This window comes from candidate division TA06 bacterium (assembly GCA_004376575.1).
In the GTDB taxonomy this organism is placed as follows: domain Bacteria; phylum Hydrothermota; class DG-26; order E44-bin18; family E44-bin18; genus E44-bin18.
The window spans coordinates 44446-66519 of the sequence record SOJN01000046.1; the positions used below are offsets into that span (position 1 = coordinate 44446).

A 22074-nucleotide genomic window follows, 5' to 3' on the forward strand; every position below is an offset into this window, starting at 1 on the left:
CGACAATGTCAGGTCTGACTCCCTGACGTTTTGGGACCGAGATGGGCTCAGTGGGATGTTTGCAGAAAAGGCCTTGCTCTGCCAGCCAGTGCACGGCTACAATAGGTTCGATGACTCCAGCCGCTGAGAAGAACACATCGAACCGCCGTGCAAGGCGCCTGAGAATGGGGCAGGGCATCCTGCAGGTTCTTATTGGCTTAGGTGTGGTTGGGGGAGGGATTGGTCTTGTCTCGAATCCATCGGGCGCTAATCTGGGTTTCCGGGTTGAGTGGCTAGCAGGATCGCCGTTCTCGAACTATCTCATCCCGGGCATCGCGCTGCTCGCCGTGAACGGTCTGGGTAGTCTTGCGGGAAGCATGGTGTCCTTCGCTGGGAAACGGTTCGCCGGAGAGACCGCTGCTGCACTCGGTCTGTTCATGATGGCGTGGATCGCTGTGCAGATGTACTGGATTGGACTATCTTCTTGGCTCCAGCCCTTGTTCTTCGGCCTGGGTCTACTCGAGGTGGTATTGGGTTTTTGCGTAAGAAGAGATCTGCATAGCAGCTAGAGGCTAGGAGGCACAATGGCACTTCAACCAACAGTTATCACATGGATACTCGTCATCTTTGGGGCCATTACGATTCTGGGGCTTCTGTACGCACAACTCCTAATGTTACTGCAGCCGCACGGCGAAAGAGCCAAGAACCTTCTTATCGGCAAAGGAGAAGAGTGGCGGGGCAAGACCCATTTCCGCTACTCCTATGCATTCGCCTGGGTCGATTGGATGATCTGGGCACCGCTGTTAGTCTGCGGCAGTATAGGAGTGCTGCTGGGACAGCCATGGGGTTATGTGTTGTGGGTCGGAGCAGGAACCATTTCGCTGTACATCAACATTGTCCTGTGGATTGCAGAGAAAGAATACGTATATCCCTCATGTGGACCACTCGTCTACTACACCTACTATTGGGGGTTCTTTGTGTATTGGGGTATACTCACCATAGCGTATTCCGCAGTGCGACTGTCGGGTGTGGCATTCTGATGGCGGGGTCTCTTCCATTTAAACAACTGACATGGGAGCCGCAAAATGAACTTGATCTGGGGAATGATCCTTCTTGTTCTTTCTTTGATCGGCTGGATTGGGCAGGTCATCACTGTGTTTCGGCCGGTAACCGCCGCAAAGATGGGTTTAACCGAGCCTGAGGCTAATGTGGACCCAACGTTTTTCGCAGATGCCCGGGGTGAAGCGATTTGGGATGCAGTAAGCCTCTGGACCTTGACCGTTGCAGCCATACTGCTCATACTGGACAATCCTTCTTGGGCCTATTTCGGTTTGGTTGGCAGCGGCTCATATCTGTACTTCGCGGGGCGCGGGACTGTGGTTCGCCTCGTAATGCAACGCCGTGGTATTCGTATTGGACTGCCACAAAACCTGAAAGTGATCCGTGTGTTTCTAACCCTATGGGGATTGATGGCAATCGGCACGATCGTCTTGGCTGTGAATACAATAATGTAGAGCGCAGCAACCGGTGACATCTGAGAACTGATCCCATATCCGCCGATTCATTTTACCTCAACCTTGCACTTTTGCCCATCCCACAGTGTTTCGCGCACTGCAAAACTAAGATTATCGTTCAGGCCCTTAATCATACCTTCCATTGGGTCAAGACAATAAAGGTTACATGGCTTCTGTGCACCAATTTTCTTGGCAAACCCACAAAGTTTGCAGGCTTTTGCCTCTGCAGAAAATCCCTCTTGCTCAGATATTATCTCCCAGCTTGCGCAGTTAAAGATTTCGGAAAGCTTTAGAAATACCTCTTCCGGTTGGGTAATACCAAATTGCTCCGCTTTCATTGTTCCTGTGAGCATCTGCTCTTTTTTCTTCTGCTGCGTTACCTTTTCCAAAACTCCTTCTCTGCCCATTTGAAGTACCGCATCAGCCAATACTCCTGCATAGGTGAACTGAAGAATTTGAAGCTTTTTCTCGTTTTCCATTTGAAACACTCCTCCTTTTTGCAAGGTATTTTGCCGTTGCTATATACCTTTTTGTGACTTCAGGGACGGTGCCCCTCTACATTTAAGATTGAAGATTTATGATTTAAGATTCCCGAAGATCCCAAAAGATTTGAGTAATTGGGAAGGGTACTTGACTTTTCGACATCGTCTCCTCAAAGACGGCTGAATCGTCACTTCCCAAACAGGATTCTATAGAGTTGTCCGCCAGAAGTCAAGGCTGATGCCGGGCTTGACTTATTCAAAACACTATTGTGAGTGTTCTTTCACAAAATCTGTTGGGTCGAGCCAGCCCAATTCGGTAGGATGAACAGACGTGTAGCCAGCCATCCAACGGTCATCACCGTCGTCCGGATAATCATACCTGCTCCCTTTACGAATAGCAAAATGCAGATGACAACCCCAGTCAGGATATCCATCTCCGCTTCCGTCCTCATCTTTATCAGCTAGATAACCGATGATCTGACCCTTTTTGACTTTTCCTTCCGTTATTTTGTGTCTCCTGGTACTCAAATGACCATACAACGAATATACCTTCGCAGTCGGATGTTCAATTGTAATCAGCTATCCATACCCACCTCCTGGGCCTGAATAACTGATGTGCCCATCGGCTGCTGCATAAACAGGAGTACCAGGACTTCCGCTGGCGTCCTCACCAGCATGATAATTTCTGCTGAATCTTATATTTATCTTGACGTATTTCTGAGACACAAAGTATTCCTGAAGTGGAAACCTAAAGGATGTGGAAGCTCTGTGCCCGCCATCGTAAATGGTCTCGGCGTCTCTCTCACACCCACAAAAGGCAAATGGTAGCAGACACAATAAGATGAACTTTTTCATTCGGACCTTAGGTATGGTGGGTACTATCCAAGATTTCTTCCTCAAAGACGACAGAGTTGTCACTTCCCAGACATTATTCTATCTCACCGTCCACAAGGAAGTCAATGCGAATGTAGACGCGCATTTGCCTGTAATCGCAAACCTCGTGATTTGCGGTCTTTGGTTTGATTTTCTATTTTCGATTTTCGATCTTCGTCTTCATGTCTTGGTTAGTGCCATCGTGAGGCATAAGTCAACGAAACAATGCAGCTGGGGGTGCCGGAGCCCGGGTCGTCTGAGCAGGCTATGTCGGTCAGGACGTGCTCAATCTGTACCGGATTCATCTGTGATAATACCCTGATAACGAGTATCAAAACATGTCAAAGACTGAGATATGCAATGAATCGAAAAGCAAAGACACGCTACAGGGCCATATAACTCAGGACTCGCGGTGTGGTCGCGATGGGCACCAGAGAGGCGAAGGCCCCACACGTAGCGAACATCTCTAGGTCAAGCCCCTCACCGACTTCAAGATGCCCCTTTACGGAGACTAGACTTCGTGATAGAATTGTGCTGGCATTACTGATGAAAGGCAGATGTCTGGCACACCAGTTTCTGCGATGATAAATTCGACAAGAACGATGATCACACTTGGAAGGTTCTTAGCATTTCTCCTATTGTGCTCCGGCCTTCTGAATCCCCCAACAGTCGGTGCGAGCGCAGACCCGGACGAGCAGATAATCTGCGGTGGAATCGTCATTGCGGAAAAGGCGTTGCTTCGCTCGGAACCCGACAGTGGTTCAGCGGTCATTAAGAAGCTCCAGTTCGGCACACCCTTCTACAGCCTTGGCGATCCCGAAGTGCCCAAGAGGTCGAACAGAAGGGACTATCCTGGGCGGGAACCGCCTCCGTGGTTTCACGTGCTTCTTCCCGATAGCACCACCTATGGCTGGATTGCAGGCACAGAAGGCAGGGAAGCTGTGTTCGTGTATACAGGTCTTGAAGGTCCTGATTTCCACCTCCTCTGGTACATAGGTTCCCGACGAGATGATTTTGCCTACCAGAGATATCTTGTCGGCCTGAGGTCTCTGCATGAGAAAAACTATGAGACTGCGGAGCGTCTATTCAGACAACTTCTAGACAATCAGCCTGAAGTCGAGATACGATACTACGATAACTACATATTGACTAGGGGTAGCGCAAGAACAGGTGCCTCAATGGGCCTGGCGATAATGTACAGGTCTATGAGGGAATACGAGAAAGCTCTTGAACACTACGAGATGATTGTTTCGGACAGCACCATTCCTACCGAGGCAAGAGCTAAAGCCGGGTTGATGATGATAAGGATCTATGATCACGATCTGCGAGACCACGATTCGGGCCTGCAGACTGCCTACCGGATAATGGTTGCATTCCCAGGACAACCGACAAACGGCTTTGAGCACTACGGCAAGGCTGATGTTGAAGCGGGGGAATATGCCTTTCGCATGTTGAGTGAGGAGCCACCAAGCCCCCCCGAGCTCCTTATTCACGGTCACAAAATGATAGGTCTTGCGTCGGATCCGACAGTGAAGATGATTGGACATGTCCTACTCTGTAAAGGGTATAGAAGACAGAAAGAGTATGAAAGGTTGAAGGATACTGCAATGCAGGCAGTGCTCCGGTGGCCAACCGCTACTGGTGCGGGCTACAAGGAGGACATGCGCGTTGACTACTCCCGGGAGGTTCTTGAGCTAGTAGTCGAATCACTGACTGAAGACCTTGATGACTACGATCAAGCACTCGCTTTCTGTGAGGAGTTAATCTCAGAAACAGAGCACCCCACACTGCACAAGAATCTGCTCTGCGCCAGAGCTCGGCTTCTTGATGTTCTGCAGACCTCGAAAGAAGCTGTTGTCAGTGCTTACCAAGAATGCAACCATTGGAGAGTGCGTAAAAGGTTGAATACCATCCTGTCCTTTCAGGAATACGAAGCCATCATTTCAGTGGGGCAAGTGGCTGTGAAATCGAGGCCGGCCCGTCAAGCAAAGGATCTCTTCATCCTGTCGAAAAGGAACCGCGTGACTGTCCTTTACGAGGATCCCAAGCGTTACGACCAAGAAGACTGGCTGAAGATCCAGGCAAGCGGAGATCGGATTGGGTGGGTGGAGAGATCCACCTTTACACCAGAATGATGGTTCATCACATCTTGACAAGGCTAACAGCGATGTCCTACGAAGAGTTTGTCCGGTGAACTTCCTATGATAATACTGTGATAAACCAGAATCAAATCCTGTTTACTCTGTGTTAAAGGTCACAAACGTAGCGCGGCGAGCCTGTTACAGAGAGTTAACCCTGAGGGATACCGAAGGGAGATGCTTCGCTCCGGGTGGCTCCGATCAGCATGAACTCCTGTGAAGTCAAAATCTGCGATAAGCCAAAGGCCGACTTTCTATTATCTTGTCGGCCTTGGAGTTACGCAAACACCCTGAAATGGATTTCAAATCCACTGCCGACCAGCCTGCCCTTCGGTTTACGAACATAGTGAGCCGGAGGGTTAGGTCTAGCCCTCCATAGTCAGAAATTATGATACAGATAGTGCGCCGGCCTGTCAACTTGAATCCCTTCACCATGATGCCTCTAGTTGAGTGCAGAGTGTTGCCTGTCCCCACAGGCAATTGAAGTTCTGAAGAGAATTTGCGCATAGAAGAATGAAGGGATGAAGAAAAAAGGACCTTTAGGGGACAAAAGGAAGGCTATGGCCTTCATGAAGAAGCGGTTTCCTTGAGGGGGAGTTCGGACAATCAAAAGACCCTAGCGTCTTGAATGAAGTAGTATATGTCTTGGCTTGGTATAAGCATTCACATATACTCACCGATTACTTTGATGTATTCTTTGAAAAATGGATTTGAAAACATGAATCGCCCTTAAAGCTGCGGACGGTGCTTGACTTCTTGACCCGACTACGTCTCTCGGGGCTTTCCCACTCCGCCTGCATGACTCCGTGGGATTTTGCGTGGGGCTTCGCTACCTGGGGTCAGAGCTTCAATTTCGACATCTGAGGTCTGACCCCATATCGGTTCCAGCTGAGATGGGGTGGATTTTAGGTGAATATCCTACTTGACAGGATTCGCTAATTCTGTACAATACTGGGCAAGCAGAGAAAGCCTGAGATCAGAGATGTAAGTACCTGCCCATAACCAGCCTTGAGGACATGGTGTAGTCCGTCCGGAGAGGAGAAGTCTCTCCAGGAATTTGGGCCAACTGAGTTGGCATCAACATGAGCTTTCGGTCGGTCAGAACCACGAGCGGAACAAAACGGGGGTGAGCATGGTCCCTTACGGCAATAGGGGCAAGAACAGAGGCAGAGGAAAACGTAAGGATAAGAAGAAAAAGCAGAGGCCAAAGCAGAGGAAGAGGCGGATAAGAACGAGCAAGGTCGTAACCAGAGAACAGGAGCTGAGGTTCGTCGCAGATCTGGAGAAACGCAGTGGTAAGCCAATTTCGGAGTGGTTTGAGATCCTGAGGAAATTCGATCCTCAGAAGAAGCTCCTTCAGGAAGAGCTTGGCTCACATCTCGCAAGTAACTTCAGAGTTGGTAAGTGGGATGGAAAACTGATTGCATTCTACTACCAACATCCTGAAAGACTGGAACCACCTGTCGAGGTTGAATCGCCAGCATCGGATCCCGACAAAGCCGCCTGCGCTTCTCAACCACCCGACGCCAACAGCTAGCTCCGGCGGTCAGGACCGACTGCGCTTCTTCACCACACGATCCCAACAACCAGCTTCGGCGGTCAGGGCCTTCTAGGGGAGCCGCGAATTCGTGGGCGGAAAGGACCAACAGCATGGCTGCCTTTAGATTTCCTTCTGCAATTTGAAGTTTGAGGTTTGTAGTTTGGGATTTGATATTTTGTAAGATGGAGACTGTGTTCTTAACCGGAACACTTACATGAAAATCCGAACAATAACGACGTTCAGTAACCTGTCATACCCGGCCAAACCCGATGAGTTGGAGAATATTGCGAGTTTCAACAAAAGGGCAAAGCGGCTCCTGGAGGATCGAGGATTTGAGGTGCAGGAGACGCGGATTGCCACCAACTTCTTCGAGGGTGCCAGGCTGAATCTGAGTTACGAGGATGTGCTTCCGTGGGTGATCAACATCCAATCCATCTGTGACAGCTGTGGCATCGACTTCGTCAGCCTGGGGACGATAAGACCCGGAGTGAAGCCATCAGTCTACGAACTGATACCTGAGATAATATCTGAGACAGAAACCGTTTCTCTTTGTGTTTCTCTGACTCTGCCCGGTAGAGGGCCAGTCGCACACGCGGTCAGAGAGGCTGCGGCGGCGATTAAGCGAATCTCAGAGCGGACTGAGCGTGGGGCTGGAAATTTCAGATTCGGGGTTGTTGCCAACTGCCCTCCTTTCGTTCCCTTCTTTCCTTCGGGGTACCACGACGGTGGGCATCCCCATTTTTCGGTAGGGTTCGAGTCTGGGGGCAGCCTCTATGCTGTTGCCCACCAGGCACCAAACGCAGAGGCCGCAGTTGCTATTCTCCTGGGAGAGATGGAGTTTGAGTTGGAAAAGGTCGGGGCAGCTTGTGAAGAGCTTTCCAGATCGGAAAGGATTGACTTTGCGGGAGCGGACATTTCTTTGAACCCCGGAGTTCTGGAGACGGAGAGCATCTGCTTGGCTGTGGAGAAGCTTGCAGGAGGAACGCTCGGGTGCTCCGGGACGCTAAGGATAGTGGCCATGCTGGTTGATGCTTTGGGCAAAGTGGAAATCGACATGTGTGGATATTCTGGCATTTTTCTTCCGGTCCTGGAGGACTATGGTCTAGTTAAAAGGGCGAATGAAGGAAAAATGAGCCTTGCGCTTCTTCTGGCCATATCTGCGGTATGTGGCGCGGGGTTGGATGCTATCCCACTGCCTGGAGATATTTCACTCGAAAAACTCGAGGCGATTCTCTTTGATGTTGCTGCTCTGAGTTCAAGAACAGGCAAGCCTCTATCAGCAAGACTCCTTCCAGCTCCCGGGAAAGGGGTTGGGGAGAAGACCGAGTTTGGCATTCCGTTTCTTATAGATTGCGCTACTATTGCACCTTGAGGAACTGCAAACTATAAGCTATCGAAGATCCTGTCTGCCGGGGCCGTTTCACGGCCTCGCGAGCACTTCGCTCTGCTCAGCATAAACTCCGTCGAGGGGAGCGTTGTCGAAGGACGAACTGGAAATGCGAACTGGTCAGCTGTCTTGAGCTCTCAGGCGTAGGTTGTGGAAAAGGCAGCAAACCTTTGGAGTCTATGATTTGGGATTTGTTTCGAAGTTGGAATTTGTCTTGAGTTTGGGATTTGGGTTATTGGTTATTGGTCATTGTTTGGAAATCGGGAATTGGAATTTGTGATTTGCTTTCTAGAAGGGGGCTGCATCTGTCAACAGTCAGAGTGAGGCTTGGGCCGAGTCCCACAGGCTATCTCCATGTAGGTACCGCCAGGATAGCATTGTACAATTGGTTATACGCCAAACAGAAAGACGGCACGTTTATACTGAGGATTGAGGACACGGATTTCGCCAGATCGAGCAAAGACATGACCGAGAAAGTCCTCGTGGGCCTTGAGTGGCTCGGCCTGAAATGGGGAGAAGGGCCATACTACCAGTCACAAAGGCTCGAGCTCTATTCTGAATACAAAGAGAAGCTCATCCAGACTGACACGACCTATTACTGCTATTGCTCTCCCGAGGAACTGGCGTCAAGGAAAGCGGCTACCCTCAGGCAGAAGAAGCCGTGGAAGTATGACAGAAAGTGTCTGAGGCTGTCTGCAGATGAGAGGGAAGCGCTCGACTCAAAGGGTGTGCCAAAGGCGCTTCGCTTTCGTGTTGCTGAAGGCAGGACCTCTTTTGAGGATGGAGTTCACGGCCATCTGGAAAAAGACAACTCGGACATAGAAGATTTCATTTTGGTGAGATCGGACGGCGTTCCTACCTACAATTTTGCTGTGGTTATCGATGATCACGACATGGGGATAACGCATGTCATAAGAGGCGTCGACCATCTTTCAAACACTTTCAAACAAGTTCTGATTTTTGACGCCTTGAGTTTATCCAGGCCTCTGTTCTACCATCAGCCGCTGATACTTGCAGAGGATAAGTCTAAGCTCTCGAAGAGACACGGAGCAGTCTCGGTTATGGAGCTCAAAGAGGCAGGGTATCTTCCAGAAGCACTCATTAACTTCTTGGCTCTGCTTGGATGGTCTCCCGGAACCGGTGAAGAAATCTTCAGTACGGATGATCTCATCAGGGAGTTCTCATTTGATAGGGTGATAAAAAGGGGTGCTGTATTCGACAGGGAAAAGTTGGAGTGGATGAACGGTCAGTACATAAACCGGATGGAACCGGATGAACTCTTTGACGCAGCACTTCCTTTTCTGAAAAGCGGTGGGTTGGTAGACGATAGAATGGCGGCAGAAAAGAGGGAGTGGATAGTGAAGGTTCTCAACCTTCTGAAAGAGAGAGCGAGGACTCTAAGAGATTTCGTAACCCTGGGGCAGTATTTCTTTGCAGACCAGTTCAGCTATGATGAGAAGGGAGTTAAGAAGCACTTCAGTGACGCTGATGTTGGGGAAAGACTTAAATCACTGAGAAATGCGTTTTCTTCTGCGTCCTCATATTCCAAAGAAGATGTTGAAACTCTCTTGAGGGGTCTGGCTGAGAAACTGGGAGTAAAGGCTGCCAGACTCATTCATCCTGCCAGAATGGCTGTGACAGGACTTCAGGTGGGTCCGGGCCTGTTTGAAATCATGGAACTCCTGGGCAAGGAGAGAGTAGTCGATAGACTTGACAGGGCTGTCGAATTTATACATAATCTATGATCTAAGATCTCAGATCTAAGATCTGGGATCTGAGATACAGAAATGCGCTGGAGAAGTTTCAGCGCTGTAGTGTGCCGTTAAGTGGCCCCATCGTCCAGCCCGGCCTAGGACATCTGGTTCTCAGCCAGGAGACAGGGGTTCAAATCCCCTTGGGGCTACCAGTACATCTAAGATCTCAGATCTATGATCTAGGATCTCGTCTTCGGTCGCTGGCGAAGAGTTGTTAGCCAATAGATCCAAGATATAAGACATAAGATGTAAGATTCTGTGTTTCATTATAGGTTCCCATTCATAAGTTTGGATTGTGTAGGGGCTTAGAGGCGGGTGGATGTTGCCGGCTGTGGTGCGTTGACAGGCGGTTTTTTTCATGTTAACATGCCACTGAACAAAAAGGAGAAGTGATGAAAACCCTGGCCGTAGCGTTGGGACTTGTTCTCGTGTCGGTCACCCTAGGGATATCTTCTGAGCGACCGGAGAGGTGGAAGATGAGGGATAAATTTCACCAGATGGAGGCTCACCGTGCTTGCGTTGTGTCGAAGCCAGATTCCCTTCATGACTTTGATGTTCTCAAATATGACCTGAGCATAAGTTTCGATCTGGTCGCACAGACCCTCACCGGGACAACGGGAGTGCTCATAAGGAGCGAAGTAGCCGATCTGGACAGCATCTTCCTGCATCTTGTGCAATTGACCGTGGATAGTATCTGGATGATGGACAGGAACTTGCCTTTCGGTCACAGTGCTGGAGTCATAGAAATAGGTTTGGATTCGACAATTCCTGCGGGCGACACATTCCAGGTAAACATTGCCTATCAAGGCCACCCGGCTCACGAAGCATGGGGCGGTTTTTGGTTTACGTCAAAGGCTGCTTTCAACTTGGGTGTAGGACTGAACACTGACCCACCTTCGATGGGAAGGTACTGGTTCCCCTGCTACGATGTCCCGAATGACAAGGCAGAGTTTGATATGTCCTATACTGTACCGCTGGGTAAGGTCGCGGTTTCCAACGGGATTCTTGTTGACACAATCCCTGACTACCCAGAGAGTACCATGACCTATGTCTGGTCAGAACACCATCCAACTTCGACCTATCTTGTCGCCGTGTCTATATCAGACTACGTGGTCGTACCAGATTCGGTCTACGCCTGGATCTACAATTATGTGTATCCTGAAGATTCAAGCAAGGCGGTAACCAGTTTCCGCAACGTGCACAGGATGATGGATGCGTATGAAACCTTCTTTTCTCCGTATCATTTTGATAAGTTCTCCTTTGTGGAGACACCGAAGGGTGATATGGAACATCAGACATGTGTGTCACACTACTATTTGTGCATAAACGGGGGCAACAACTACGATTGGTTACTAGCTCACGAACTTTCCCACCAGTGGTGGGGTGATTGGGTTACGATTGCGGACTGGCGAGATATTTGGCTGAATGAAGGGTTTGCCACATACTGTGAGGCGATTTATCAAGAATACATCGGTGGCTGGAATGCGTACCACAATTATGTGGTGAATAGTATCATGAACTATTACCTTGCTTCCGGAGAGCTGTTTCCCATATATGACCCCCAGGAAATGTGGGGGGCGACATCATACGAAAAAGGAGCTTCGGTTTTGCATATGCTCAGACATGTTATCACCGATTCTATCTTCTTCGATGCTCTCAACAGTTATGGCGACAAATATGCCTATGGTAATGTTGTGACACCAAACTTCCAGGCGGTTTGCGAGTCTGTATATGGTCAAGACCTTGACTGGTTTTTCGACCAGTGGATATATGATTGGGAGTATCCCAAGTATGTCTACAGCTACTGGCAGTCTGGAGTGGATACAGTAAGGGTTGTCGTTACACAGGAGCAGACAATAGGTCCCGTATTTGTGATGCCCGTAGATTTCAGAGTGGGTACTTCAACGGGAGATACCGTAGTCGTTGGCTGGGTAGATGAATCTCCTGAGAGTTTGACTTTTGCTTTTGAAGGTGCAAATACGGACAGCTTCGCATTCGATCCAGATGACTGGATCTTGAAGCTCGTCCGCAATGAGCCGGGCATCGCAGAAAGGCAAAATGCATACGGTCGTCAGGGAGAAAAAGCGCATATCGCTGTCTCGCCAAACCCGTTCGCCAGAAGCATTAAGCTCACGCTGGTCTCAAAGATGGGTACCCAATCCGAGGACGCTGTCTCTCTTTACATCTACGATATCACAGGACAGTTGGTCAAGACTTTCCACATGGGTGGGGACGGTGAAGACAGCGGAGAAGTTGCACCTGGCTACTGTCACACTCTGGTCTGGGACGGGAAAGATGATAGAGGCAATGGACTTCCCAGCGGAGTCTATTTCTGCAGGTTCAACTCCCGCCACGGAAGTGTCTCCTCCAAGTTGATCTTTTTGAGGTGAATCATGGCTCGAACCAGGCGTAGTAGTACCACGGCCATTGAGATTGCCGAATCAAGGAGTCAGATGGAGAAGAACCTTGAGAAATTGAGGACCTATCTCGCCGACCCTGACAAGTTGGATTCCAGAACGAAGTCCGGGCTGGAATCCTACCTGAAAAAGTTCGAGGAAAAGGCGGCTGAGCTTGATTCAGAACTGACCGAAAGCCTCAAGAATGAAATGGCTCAGAAGTTCCCTTTCCGAGAGATGACTATGCGCAGTCTGGTCAGTTTTTTTTCCAAAAGGGGACTGATACGGCCGGAGCACTGGCCACCCGTGAGAGAAGTACTGCGGGAGACAGGTTTTGGGGGGATCGAACTGGAAAAAGTGAGGCTGAACTTGACTGCTTTTGAAGAGGATCCTGTATACCTGATAGTCCTGTGGCTTGAAAACCGTCGCGGCACGAGGAACATCCTCGACCGTGTGGCCAAAACAAGACTGGATGCTATAGCAGAGCGTGTGAGAGAAAGGGCGACACATCCACTCACTCCCGTTTTGCTGGCGAGCATCCCTCTTCTCTTCGAGAACCCTGAAATGAGTTTCCTCAAGCAACTTCTGGACAACCCCGAAGAGTTGTCCGGGGAGGAGAAGGCGAGATTCAAGGAACTCTATCACCTTGCGATGAAAGGGGAGAGGGTTGAGCTGGGGGCCATTGTTGCCAAGGTGATAGATGCCCATTCAGAGCTGATGACAAAAGCGAAGTTCTCGATAATGTAGCTGTACTCTATGCGCTGTACGCTTTGCAATAGCTATTAGCCATCAGCTGTCAGCTAAGACGAAAACAAGACGGTAAGATGTAAGACATGAGATGGCTGTAAAGGATTTGCTTTTCGGGGTTTGACCCCGACTGGAGGTTTGTAGTAATATTGATGTGTAGTGGTGCGGTGTGTACGTCGGGTGCGGAGTTTGTGTATCGTTCGGGTTTTGCTTGACATAGGTCAAATCCTCTGATAAGATTCTTGAAGTAGATTGGGGAGTCGTCCAGCGGCAGGACACGTGACTCTGGATCACGGTACTGGGGTTCGAATCCCTGCTCCCCAGGCACGTGGTGGTTCTTGCCTGCCGGCTGGGTATTCATTCTTGGCTTCACTTTTCTGGAGGAGAAGTTGCCAAACTGGGACGTCTTGGTAACTCGGAAAATCCCCGAGGAGGGGCTTGAAATACTGAGAGCCCACTGTCTGCATGTTGAAGTGTACAATGGTAGTAGACCCATTCCAAGGCAGAAGCTCTTTTCTCTTATCAAAGCCAAAGAGGGCTTGTTTTGTTGTCTGACCGATATTGTGGATGAGAAGGTAATGGACGCAGGGCATGCACTCAAGGCCATATCGAACTATGCAGTAGGATATGACAATATTGATGTGGCCGCGGCGACCAAACGGGGAATAGTCGTCACCAATACTCCCGGGGTGCTGACAGACGCCGCTGCTGAGCTGGCGTGGTCCCTCCTTTTTTCCGTTGCCCGCAGAACAGTTGAATCTGATAGGTTTTCCAGAGCTGAGAAGTTCAAAGGGTGGGATCCACTGGGATTTCTTGGGTTCGATGTCCACGGCAAGACTCTCGGTGTAGTTGGCGCGGGCAGGATAGGAACCGCCTTTGCGTTGAAGTCAAAGGGGTTCGATATGAAGATCCTGTACTACGACTCACTCAAGAATCAAGTTCTTGAAGACAGTTTGGATGCCAAGAAGGTGAAGCTGAATACACTCCTGAAAGAATCCGATTTCATATCAGTCCACGTACCCCTTACCGATAAGACGTATCATCTCTTTTCTGTCGAGGAATTTCAAATGATGAAACCTACTGCAATCTTCATAAACACCTCCAGAGGTCAGGTCGTCGACGAGAAAGCCCTTGTCAGGGCACTGAAGTCGAACTCGATAGCCGGTGCAGGTTTGGATGTCTATGAGAAAGAACCGGAGATTGAACCGCAACTGATTAGACTTAACAATACCGTGCTCTGTCCTCACATCGGGAGTGCGACTATCGAAACCAGAAAGAAAATGGCGATCATGGCCTCCAGCAACTTGATTGCGGCGCTTTCCAATAAGAAGCCGGTCAATGTTGTGAACCCTCGTCCAACGGGGAGAAAATACAGGTAGAGAGCGAGCATCCGGTGAGGGAAATGAAAGGCTTTGGAAGATTGGCAGCACTTCTGTTGGTTGTGGGCCTCATCTTGCCTCCAACTCAGGCGGAGGAAACCTCAAACCAAGGCGGCACGTTCAATCCCGGTGACAAAGTCAAGGTTATGATGTGGCGCCAGAAGGATATTACAGGAGAGTATCAGATCGGTGCGGATGGTAATCTGAGAATGCCCCTGGTAGGGTCCGTACCAGCTTCCGGTCTGTCTGTGGATGCCCTCACAGATACACTTGTGGCTCATTACTCGGCCTACATAAAGAACCCGCAGATAATCTTGATTCCAATGTTCAGGGTTACCATACTGGGTGCCGTCAAGATGCCCGGTTCCTACTGGGTGAGTGGATCGGAAAAGGTGACCGACTTGATTGCCATGGCCGGAGGTCTAGGGGGAAAAGCGGTCATGGAGAAGACAAAGATAACCAGAGGCGATAAAGTGATTGTGGTTAACGCCGCCGAATTCCTGAGGGCAGGAAAGACCCTCGGAGACATCGGAGTCCAATCAGGAGATATAGTGGTGGTTCCGAGGTCCCGATGGCCGAACTGGAGTGAATGGGCGGTTATTCTCTCTACCGTCGCTCTGGGTTGGTCTTTGTACAATTCAATCAAGGACTAAGAACTGGAGGAGATTTTGGGGGACGTTCGGATGGATAGTGGTGAAGAGAAGACTCAAAGTCTACTTGACTATGCCCAGATATTGTGGAAGAGAAGAGTGATAATTCTCGTTCTGTTTCTCCTTGCTTCTTTGAGCACACTTTTCTACGTTATGAGGACGCGGCCGATATACGAAGCATACACTACCATAAGGCTTGAAAACGTTGGCGCACAGGGGACGCTTTTGAGTGATCTTGCTGCACTTCGAAGGGGTAATCCGATAGAAACCGAAATTGAGGTGATAAGGTCACGCAGCCTTGCTGAAAAAGTGGTGACTGCCCTAAACCTCAATTTCGGTACAACAGGCCAGTCCAAAGATTTCTCTGGAAAGCTGGAAGAGATCATCCTCACTCGCGATTTTCCTTACGGGGACTATGTTATTGAAATCGTTTCCAAAGCCGGAGCCTTCAAGCTCAGGGGTTTAAATGGTACTACAATAGGGAGTGGCAAAGTTGGAGAGACATTCGCTACAGACGGCCTCTCGTTCAGACTCAACTCATCGAGCTTCAGTCCGGGTGACAGTCTCTTTTTCCGTGTTGCAGACCCTGTGAGTGCTGCGAGAAGAATTCAGGGCAGCACCACAGTCAGGCCGGTAAAGGGTGCAAACATCATAAGGATAAGTGCAAGGGACACTTCCCCGACTCTTGCCGCGAGAATCGCCAACGAGCTCGCGAATCAATTCCTTAAGCAGAATCTTGCTTATGCAAGGGGCGAGGCCAGGTCCGCAAAGGAGTTCATACAGGAGCAGCTCGCAGTTGCTGCCGACACCCTTCGTGATGCCGAACAGAAGCTCAAGGAGTACAAGGAAAAGGCGAGATTTGTACTTCTGGACGAGAACGCAAAGGAGAACATATCCACTCTTGCCCGATTCGAGGCGGTCCGTGAAGAGGCGAAGATGAAGAAGATCGAAGTTGAGAGGCGGCTTTTGTTGCTGAGAGCTCAACTCGCTGGCAAGGGTGCGTTTGCAGACTATAAGATCGTGGCTGCCAGCCCAATTGTGACCGGTAATCCAGTAATATCGAAACTGAAAGGAAATCTCTCTAATCTCGAAATACGTAGGGCTCAACTTCTGGAGGAGTATACTGCGCTTCATCCCGACGTAATCGAAATAGAAGGCGAGATCGAAAAGGTGAAGGAGGAGTTGAACAAGTCTATAAGGCAGGTTTTGGAAACCGGGCCTTCTGCCTCAGACCCCGTATACCAAAGCATCATTTCGGGAATAATCAATGCTGAGGTTGAAGTGGGGGCTATTGAGGATAGGATAGCAGCTCTCGGTGAGGTCGTGGAGGTGTACAACTCCAAGTTGGAAGATCTTCCAGAGAAGGAAATAACCCTGGCACGACTTACCCGCAGGAGGGAGGTCCGCGAGAAGATATACACTATGCTGTTGACCAAGTTAGAGGAAGCCAGAATCTCAGAGGCGATGAAGGTAGGAAATACGAGAATTGTCGATGGAGCGATACGCCCTGATAGGCCAATTCTACCGAAGAAGAAACGAACCACATTTCTCGGAGCCGTTGGCGGGCTGATAATAGGGATCGGCCTGGCTCTGTTTCTCGAATATCTAGATACGTCGGTGAAGACTGGCGAAGATATAGAACGGGATCTCAGGCTTCCTTTTCTGGGAGCGGTGCCCTCAGTGAGAAATGATCATGGTGGTGCCTTAGAAGGTGATGAGGAGGTTCTGAAAAGAGTGCTAATTTCCAGATTCGACCCGAGGTCTCCAATTGCCGAGGCATACCGGACCGTAAGAACAAACCTTCAATACGTACAGCTTGACAAGAAGTACCGTACAATAATGTTTACGAGCCCGCTTCCTGAAGAGGGAAAGTCAACCAGTCTGGCGAACATCTCCCTGACGCTTTCTCAGCTCGGGGCAAAGACATTGGTTGTCGACTCAGATTTGAGGAGGCCTGTGCAGCACAGAATATTCGGCGTGCACAAGTCCCCAGGTCTGACCGGAATCCTGGTAAATGAAGAATCGCCTGATGAAGTGATAAGTCCAACCAAGTACGAGAATCTGTATGTTCTCCCATCAGGTCCTATTCCTCCAAACCCTTCTGAACTTCTAAGCTCCGACCGGATGAAACAGCTTATCACTCAACTCAAGGAGGAGTTCGAATTCATTCTGTTTGATTCGCCGCCGATTCTTGTGGTGACAGATGCAGCAGTGCTCGGAGGAAAGACCGATGGTACGGTTGTGGTGGTCAGATTTGAGAAGACGGACAGACGAGCGGCTCTTGAGGCGAAGAAGCTTCTAGAAAATGCGAAGGTAGAGGTGCTGGGCGTGGTTCTAAACGACGTGAAGATCGAAAGAGCGCTGGGAGGATACGGTTACCATTACTACTGCCGATCTTACTACCCTCCTTACTACGGCGATGATAAGGGTGAGAAAGTCAAAAAAAAGAGAAAGAGAGTGAGTTCCCGCAAACGCACAGCTTTGAGTGGTGTTACTAGCGGCTTGAGAAGCGTCTTGCGCTCAAGCAGATGGAGACAGGGCAGGAGGAAGAGGATCAGTTGATAGATATTCATACACACATACTTCCCGGGATTGACGATGGCGCAAGAAACCTTGAGGTTTCGCTGGAAATGGCGAAGGGGGCAGAAAAGGATGGAATATCGCATGTTGTGGCATCCCCACACGTGATGGAGGAAGATTACGGAACCGCGCAGGAAATGATACGTGCTGAAGTGAAGGAATTGAACCGTGCCCTGAGTGAAGAGAAGATAAGTGTCGAGGTTTTGCCTGGAGCAGAGGTTCATGTTTCTGCTGCGCTTCTGTCCAAGCCAGAGATTCTGAGGAATCTCTCTATCAACTCCGGAGGGAAATATGTGCTTCTGGAGTTTCCCTTGCAGGAGGTTCCGAAGTTCGCAGGCGAACTCATATTCAAGGTTCTCCTTAAGGGCCTCGTGCCCATTCTTGCACACCCTGAGAGGAATCTAGGCATGATTGAGCGTCCAGAAGAGCTTCTTGGCCTTGTGGAAAAAGGAGCTCTTGTTCAGATGAATGCGGGAAGTATCACAGGAAAGTATGGAGAAAGCATAAAGGATTTTGCAGAGACAATCGTATGCAACAGGATTGTCCACTTCGTGGCTAGCGATGCCCACTCAGCCAAGAATAGACCTGTCATGCTCAGCTCAGCTCTCGTCAGGATGAAAGAACTGATTGGCGATGACGCCGCGAAGCTCGTTCTGGATAATCCTTTGGCCGCCTTGAATGGAGAGACACTGGAAGTGTCTGTTCCCAGACATCTGGATAAGCCTGGGAAGAAAATCTTCTCCTGGGTCTCCAGAAGACTCTCGCCCAGACTTTCTGGGTTCTGACGAGCAAGTGAGGAGTGAGAGGAAGCAGTAGCCTAACAATGGACCCGTACAGTGGGCGCCGCTTTTTTATGCTGTACGGGCCTTTCTGGTATAGAGCATCTTGCAAATGCCTGAGCCCAAGATTGACATCGGACGGAAGTCTGTGATAGGCATCGGCTGGAATGGAATATCGCAGATCACCTGTCAGGCATGCCAATTTATCGTCACTGCCGTGCTGGTAAGACTCCTGCTGCCGTCCGATTTTGGCTTGGTGGGCATGGCTTCCATTGGGTTTGGTCGGCGGGCTTCACAGGGTGGAGACTGATGCTTGGAACTACATAGCGGTGGGGAAGAAGAAATGCTGAGAGTCGCTCACATAAAGAGAACGTATCTTCCGATTTCTGAGACTTTCATCTATTCATACCTGAAAAACATGACGGGTGTTGAATCCCACGTACTGGCTGAGAAACAGGAGAATACAGATCTCTTCCCATTTGAGAGAAGGCACGTACTAATGCAGCAGAATCATCTTACGATCGGACATAGCCGTCTCGTGCACAAGCTTACCAGATCCCCGAAGACAGGCTTTACGTTGTTGCCCAGAAGCCCTTTCGCCGAGAAAACGTGCAAAATCCTTAAGCCAGATGTGATTCACGCCCACGGCGGCTATGATGGATTCAACTATGTTTCTTTGAAGCGCAGACTGGGCATACCATTTGTGACTACGTTTTACGGAAGGGACATAGGTGCCGGGTCCAAGCATCCTTACTGGAGAAAAGCATACTCTATTCTCTTCAGAATCGGCGACCTGTTTCTGGTGGAAGGACCTGCAATGAAGGGAAAGCTGCTCGCAATCGGGTGCTCTCCCCTGAAGGTAAGGATACAGCGCATAGGCGTTGACCTTGACAGGTTTTCCAGAAACGATTATGGTGAAAGACCAGACACAGACAAAGTTCTCATTCTGATGTGCGGCCGCATGGTTGAGAAGAAGGGACTGGAATATGGCATACGCGCATTTTCAAAGGTTCACTCAAGGTTTCCCCACACCGAAATGAGAATCATTGGTGATGGTCCCAGATTCGGTGAGCTGGAGCGGCTCGTCTGCTCACTCGACCTGAACAGCTCGGTAAAGATGCTGGGGTATACGTCCCATGAGCAGTATGCGGTTCAATCCAAGGCTGCGCACATCTTTGTTCAGCCGAGTGTGACCGCGAGCGACGGAGACTCGGAGGGAGGCGCACCAACTACGCTTCTGGAGATGCAGGCGATGGGCGTTCCGATTGTGAGCACGTATCACGATGACATACCGCAAGTGGTTGTCGCAGGTAAGAGTGCATTCCTTGTAGAGGAAAGGGACGTGGATGGGCTTGCCGAGAAGATTGGATTTCTGGTGGAGAATCCACAAATCCGGGGAGAGATGGGTAGGGAAGGGAGAAGGCACGTAGAGGAAAGGCACGACATCTGCCGGCTGGCAAAACAGCTTGAAGCCGTTTATGTGGAGCTTGCCGGCAGCGGGAGTCGCAGTTGAAAGTAGGAATAGTTACAGAAAGATTTCCGCCGAACGTGAAAGGTGGGGGAGAGATCAGTGTTTCGCTCCTGGCACAGGCCCTGAAACGCCGAGGCATCGACGTTGAAGTCCTTTCATTCGATGGTTGTGGAGAAGATGTTCATGAAGGAATACGGGTGAGACGCACCAGAGGGAGTCAGTCTTTTCATTTCCCAGTGGAGAAAAGCAACATATTTGAGTATCCAAAGATAAGGGAGTTCTGCAGGGGAAAAGACCTCATACACGGATACAACATGAAATACTATCCTGCAACTGCTCACGTCTCAAAGGCGCTGGGGTTGTCATCGGTCCTGACTATGACAACCTACGGATTCTACTACCCTCAGCACGTGAAGGGGCTGAAGAGTCCTGTGACGCTGCTTGGCGGCCTCCATCAGCGAGTTTCAGATGCCCTATGCAGGCGCCTTATCATAGCCGGGGCTGATGTGCTGGTGACTCTGTCTGCGGCTCAAAAGAGAATCTACCAGGAGTTAGGTTTTCCCGGAGAGAAGATAAGGGTGATACCAAATTTTGTGGACCCGTCCTTCCTTGAGAGAAAGCCGGCTACCTTCAACACTAGAGCGAGAATCATCCTCTACGTGGGTAGACTTTCATCTGAGAAAGGGGTAGGCACTCTGATAAGAGCATTTGCATTGGTTAAGCCTGAAGATAAGGACTTGAAACTGGTCATTGTGGGGACAGGACCAGCTGCGGATGAACTTCAGACCCTTGCCGCAGAGCTGGGAGTGGATGAACGTGTAAGGTTTTCAGGAAAACTTCACTACGCGGAAACCAAAAAGACCTACGAAAAAGCGTCCGTCTTTGTTCATCCTGGACTATGGCCCGAGCCTTTTGGGAGGACAATGCTTGAGGCGATGGCTTCAGGGATTCCCGTTATCGCTACAAAGACAGGGTCTGCGCCGGAGCTGTTGGCCGGCTGCGGTCTCCTCTTTGAGCCAGGAGATGTTGAGCAGCTCGCTTCTCAGATTGGGCTTGTCCTTGAAGATTCTGAATTGGCCCGGAACCTCTCAAGAGACGCGCGAGCAAGAGCAGAATCCGAATATGGTGAGGAAAAAGTCCTGAACAAGATGGTGGACCTGTACCGGGAAATTGCCCCGAAGACTGGTCTGGTGAGGGTTCGGACCGGGCCCGAAGATAAGCCTACAGTTCTGGCTGAAGGCAGGTTGCGTGAACTAAGACATGTTTTTGGTCGGCTTATCGATAGAACGGCAGTTCCCGTACTCCGGAAGGTTTTCGACGTCTACTTCCGGCTGTTTTCCAAGCCGCAGGACTTGTCAAAACTCCAGGCCCCCAGGATACTCTTTGCAATGCTGACCAGGGGTATTGGGGATGCTATCCTCTGCACGCCTGCTCTGAACGAGTTGCGCAGAAGGTTTCCAGATTCGCACATAACGGTTCTTGCCATCCCCTATGTTAGCGGTCTTGTGAGCAGATTCGGGTCTGTGGACAAGGTCATATCTTTCAACATTGAGCACGCCGGGACTTCGGATATCTACAAGGTGGTGAGGAAACTGCGTATTCTGAAGCCAGACCTGGCCATAGACATCTTGCGTGACCGTTCCGTCCTGTCTCCTCTTATCTTGTTCCTATCAGGTGCCAGAGACCTTGTTGGGTTTTCTGTTGGACTGAGGAGCATCTTCTTTAGCCACCGCTACAGTATGCGCACAACAGGAGTCCATTTCGCAGATGTGGTTAGGAATCTGGTGAACGGATCGGGTCTTGGCACTGGCGGGAGAGTGGATTTTGAGACCGAGCTGGCAAATGAGGCAGATAGAGAATTTGCCCGTTCGCTTTTGGCGGGTAGCTCCAGGCCGGTGATTTGTGTCCATCCCGGCTCAAAGGGGATTAGGGAGCGTCGCTGGCCTGAAGACCGGTGGTGTATTGTCCTGGACGCGCTCCTGGTAAAATATGGCTGTGGAATAATCATTATAGGCAGTAAGAACGAGGAGAGGCTGTGCAGGGCCATCCAGGATGGAATGAAGGGCGAGGCTGTCAATCTCGCAGGAAGGTGCTCGCTGGGCCAGTTGGCTGCAGTCATAGCCCAGAGCGACATGTTGCTGTCTTCTTGCTCAGGGCCACTTCACATGGCCGTTGCCATGGGAGTACCTGCCGTATACATTGGCGGAGGCGTGGACTTGACGAAGTGGGGCGCCTATGGCAGCTCCAAACTCCACAGAGTGGTATTCAGAGACCGCAGTTGCCGCCCGGAGAAGTGCGTCGTTTGTCGAGACAGATGGGAGAAATGCACAGATTCAATAACTCCTGAGGCCTTTCTTGAAGTGGTCTCTGAGACAATAGACAGTCTGGATTTCAAAGGCTGAGGT

The 22074-nt window shown here is 50.1% G+C and carries 19 protein-coding genes and 2 tRNA genes; 18 read left to right on the forward strand and 3 right to left on the reverse strand.

Going from position 1 to position 22074, the window contains the following annotated elements; translation table 11 throughout:
* The first annotated feature begins 164 nt into the window (after positions 1-164).
* The 3 genes from E3J62_03450 to E3J62_03460 are packed head-to-tail and all read left to right on the forward strand — an operon-like array spanning position 165 to position 1493.
* On the forward strand, positions 165-548 hold the full coding sequence (locus E3J62_03450) for a hypothetical protein (protein ID TET46669.1): 384 nt from the start codon (positions 165-167) through the stop codon (positions 546-548).
* A 15-nt stretch (positions 549-563) separates the two neighbouring features.
* Positions 564-1019 (forward strand): hypothetical protein, encoded by a 456-nt coding sequence (locus E3J62_03455; protein ID TET46670.1) that lies wholly within the window; start codon positions 564-566, stop codon positions 1017-1019.
* Between the two features lie 45 nt (positions 1020-1064).
* Positions 1065-1493, forward strand: coding sequence for a hypothetical protein (locus E3J62_03460; protein TET46671.1), 429 nt, complete (start codon positions 1065-1067; stop codon positions 1491-1493).
* Positions 1494-1540: 47 nt separating this feature from the next.
* On the opposite strand, the gene E3J62_03465 is transcribed toward E3J62_03460, so the two are convergent.
* From E3J62_03465 to E3J62_03475, 3 genes are all read right to left on the reverse strand, one after another.
* The gene (locus tag E3J62_03465) at positions 1541-1972 is read right to left on the reverse strand and encodes a hypothetical protein (protein TET46672.1); all 432 of its coding nucleotides are present in this window, start codon (positions 1970-1972) and stop codon (positions 1541-1543) included.
* A 267-nt stretch (positions 1973-2239) separates the two neighbouring features.
* Entirely contained in the window at positions 2240-2554 is a 315-nt protein-coding gene (locus E3J62_03470) for a M23 family metallopeptidase (protein ID TET46673.1), read from the reverse strand.
* Entirely contained in the window at positions 2555-2830 is a 276-nt protein-coding gene (locus tag E3J62_03475) for a hypothetical protein (protein ID TET46674.1), read from the reverse strand.
* A gap of 575 nt (positions 2831-3405) precedes the next feature.
* Between E3J62_03475 and E3J62_03480 the strand changes: the two genes are divergently transcribed.
* From E3J62_03480 to E3J62_03550, 15 genes are all read left to right on the forward strand, one after another.
* Entirely contained in the window at positions 3406-4983 is a 1578-nt protein-coding gene (locus tag E3J62_03480; protein TET46675.1) for an SH3 domain-containing protein, read from the forward strand.
* A gap of 1135 nt (positions 4984-6118) precedes the next feature.
* Positions 6119-6523 (forward strand): hypothetical protein, encoded by a 405-nt coding sequence (locus E3J62_03485; protein TET46676.1) that lies wholly within the window; start codon positions 6119-6121, stop codon positions 6521-6523.
* A 217-nt stretch (positions 6524-6740) separates the two neighbouring features.
* Entirely contained in the window at positions 6741-7898 is a 1158-nt protein-coding gene (locus tag E3J62_03490) for a DUF711 family protein (protein ID TET46677.1), read from the forward strand.
* Between the two features lie 320 nt (positions 7899-8218).
* A complete protein-coding gene (locus E3J62_03495) occupies positions 8219-9658 on the forward strand; it encodes a glutamate--tRNA ligase (GenBank protein TET46740.1) in 1440 nt (479 codons plus the stop codon).
* 83 nt (positions 9659-9741) lie between these two features.
* Positions 9742-9819: transfer RNA gene (locus E3J62_03500), tRNA-Glu, on the forward strand.
* Positions 9820-10059: 240 nt separating this feature from the next.
* Positions 10060-12057, forward strand: coding sequence for a hypothetical protein (locus E3J62_03505; protein TET46678.1), 1998 nt, complete (start codon positions 10060-10062; stop codon positions 12055-12057).
* A gap of 3 nt (positions 12058-12060) precedes the next feature.
* Positions 12061-12810: a hypothetical protein gene (locus tag E3J62_03510; GenBank protein TET46679.1), complete on the forward strand. Its 750-nt coding sequence runs from the start codon at positions 12061-12063 to the stop codon at positions 12808-12810.
* A 253-nt stretch (positions 12811-13063) separates the two neighbouring features.
* Positions 13064-13137: transfer RNA gene (locus tag E3J62_03515), tRNA-Gln, on the forward strand.
* Between the two features lie 62 nt (positions 13138-13199).
* The gene (locus E3J62_03520) at positions 13200-14189 is read left to right on the forward strand and encodes a D-glycerate dehydrogenase (GenBank protein TET46680.1); all 990 of its coding nucleotides are present in this window, start codon (positions 13200-13202) and stop codon (positions 14187-14189) included.
* 23 nt (positions 14190-14212) lie between these two features.
* Entirely contained in the window at positions 14213-14842 is a 630-nt protein-coding gene (locus tag E3J62_03525) for a hypothetical protein (protein ID TET46681.1), read from the forward strand.
* 30 nt (positions 14843-14872) lie between these two features.
* Positions 14873-17401 (forward strand): polysaccharide biosynthesis tyrosine autokinase, encoded by a 2529-nt coding sequence (locus tag E3J62_03530; protein TET46682.1) that lies wholly within the window; start codon positions 14873-14875, stop codon positions 17399-17401.
* A complete protein-coding gene (locus E3J62_03535; GenBank protein ID TET46683.1) occupies positions 17398-18204 on the forward strand; it encodes a hypothetical protein in 807 nt (268 codons plus the stop codon). Before E3J62_03530 ends, E3J62_03535 begins: the two co-directional genes overlap by 4 nt.
* A 106-nt stretch (positions 18205-18310) precedes the next feature.
* Positions 18311-18508, forward strand: coding sequence for a hypothetical protein (locus E3J62_03540; protein ID TET46684.1), 198 nt, complete (start codon positions 18311-18313; stop codon positions 18506-18508).
* A gap of 3 nt (positions 18509-18511) precedes the next feature.
* Positions 18512-19711 (forward strand): glycosyltransferase, encoded by a 1200-nt coding sequence (locus E3J62_03545; protein TET46685.1) that lies wholly within the window; start codon positions 18512-18514, stop codon positions 19709-19711.
* Positions 19708-22071 (forward strand): glycosyltransferase, encoded by a 2364-nt coding sequence (locus E3J62_03550; GenBank protein TET46686.1) that lies wholly within the window; start codon positions 19708-19710, stop codon positions 22069-22071. The genes E3J62_03545 and E3J62_03550 overlap by 4 nt, the downstream gene beginning before the upstream one ends.
* The last annotated feature ends 3 nt before the right edge of the window (positions 22072-22074 follow it).

What these genes read in the sequence shown, in the direction of transcription:
- E3J62_03450 (TET46669.1), top strand. Translation starts at nt 165, where the DNA reads ATGGGGCAGGGCATCCTGCAGGTTCTTATTGGCTTAGGTGTGGTTGGG.
- E3J62_03455 (TET46670.1), top strand. Translation starts at nt 564, where the DNA reads ATGGCACTTCAACCAACAGTTATCACATGGATACTCGTCATCTTTGGG.
- E3J62_03460 (TET46671.1), top strand. Translation starts at nt 1,065, where the DNA reads ATGAACTTGATCTGGGGAATGATCCTTCTTGTTCTTTCTTTGATCGGC.
- E3J62_03465 (TET46672.1), bottom strand. Translation starts at nt 1,972, where the DNA reads ATGGAAAACGAGAAAAAGCTTCAAATTCTTCAGTTCACCTATGCAGGA.
- E3J62_03475 (TET46674.1), bottom strand. Translation starts at nt 2,830, where the DNA reads ATGAAAAAGTTCATCTTATTGTGTCTGCTACCATTTGCCTTTTGTGGG.
- E3J62_03480 (TET46675.1), top strand. Translation starts at nt 3,406, where the DNA reads ATGTCTGGCACACCAGTTTCTGCGATGATAAATTCGACAAGAACGATG.
- E3J62_03485 (TET46676.1), top strand. Translation starts at nt 6,119, where the DNA reads ATGGTCCCTTACGGCAATAGGGGCAAGAACAGAGGCAGAGGAAAACGT.
- E3J62_03490 (TET46677.1), top strand. Translation starts at nt 6,741, where the DNA reads ATGAAAATCCGAACAATAACGACGTTCAGTAACCTGTCATACCCGGCC.
- E3J62_03505 (TET46678.1), top strand. Translation starts at nt 10,060, where the DNA reads ATGAAAACCCTGGCCGTAGCGTTGGGACTTGTTCTCGTGTCGGTCACC.
- E3J62_03510 (TET46679.1), top strand. Translation starts at nt 12,061, where the DNA reads ATGGCTCGAACCAGGCGTAGTAGTACCACGGCCATTGAGATTGCCGAA.
- E3J62_03525 (TET46681.1), top strand. Translation starts at nt 14,213, where the DNA reads ATGAAAGGCTTTGGAAGATTGGCAGCACTTCTGTTGGTTGTGGGCCTC.
- E3J62_03530 (TET46682.1), top strand. Translation starts at nt 14,873, where the DNA reads ATGGATAGTGGTGAAGAGAAGACTCAAAGTCTACTTGACTATGCCCAG.
- E3J62_03540 (TET46684.1), top strand. Translation starts at nt 18,311, where the DNA reads ATGCCTGAGCCCAAGATTGACATCGGACGGAAGTCTGTGATAGGCATC.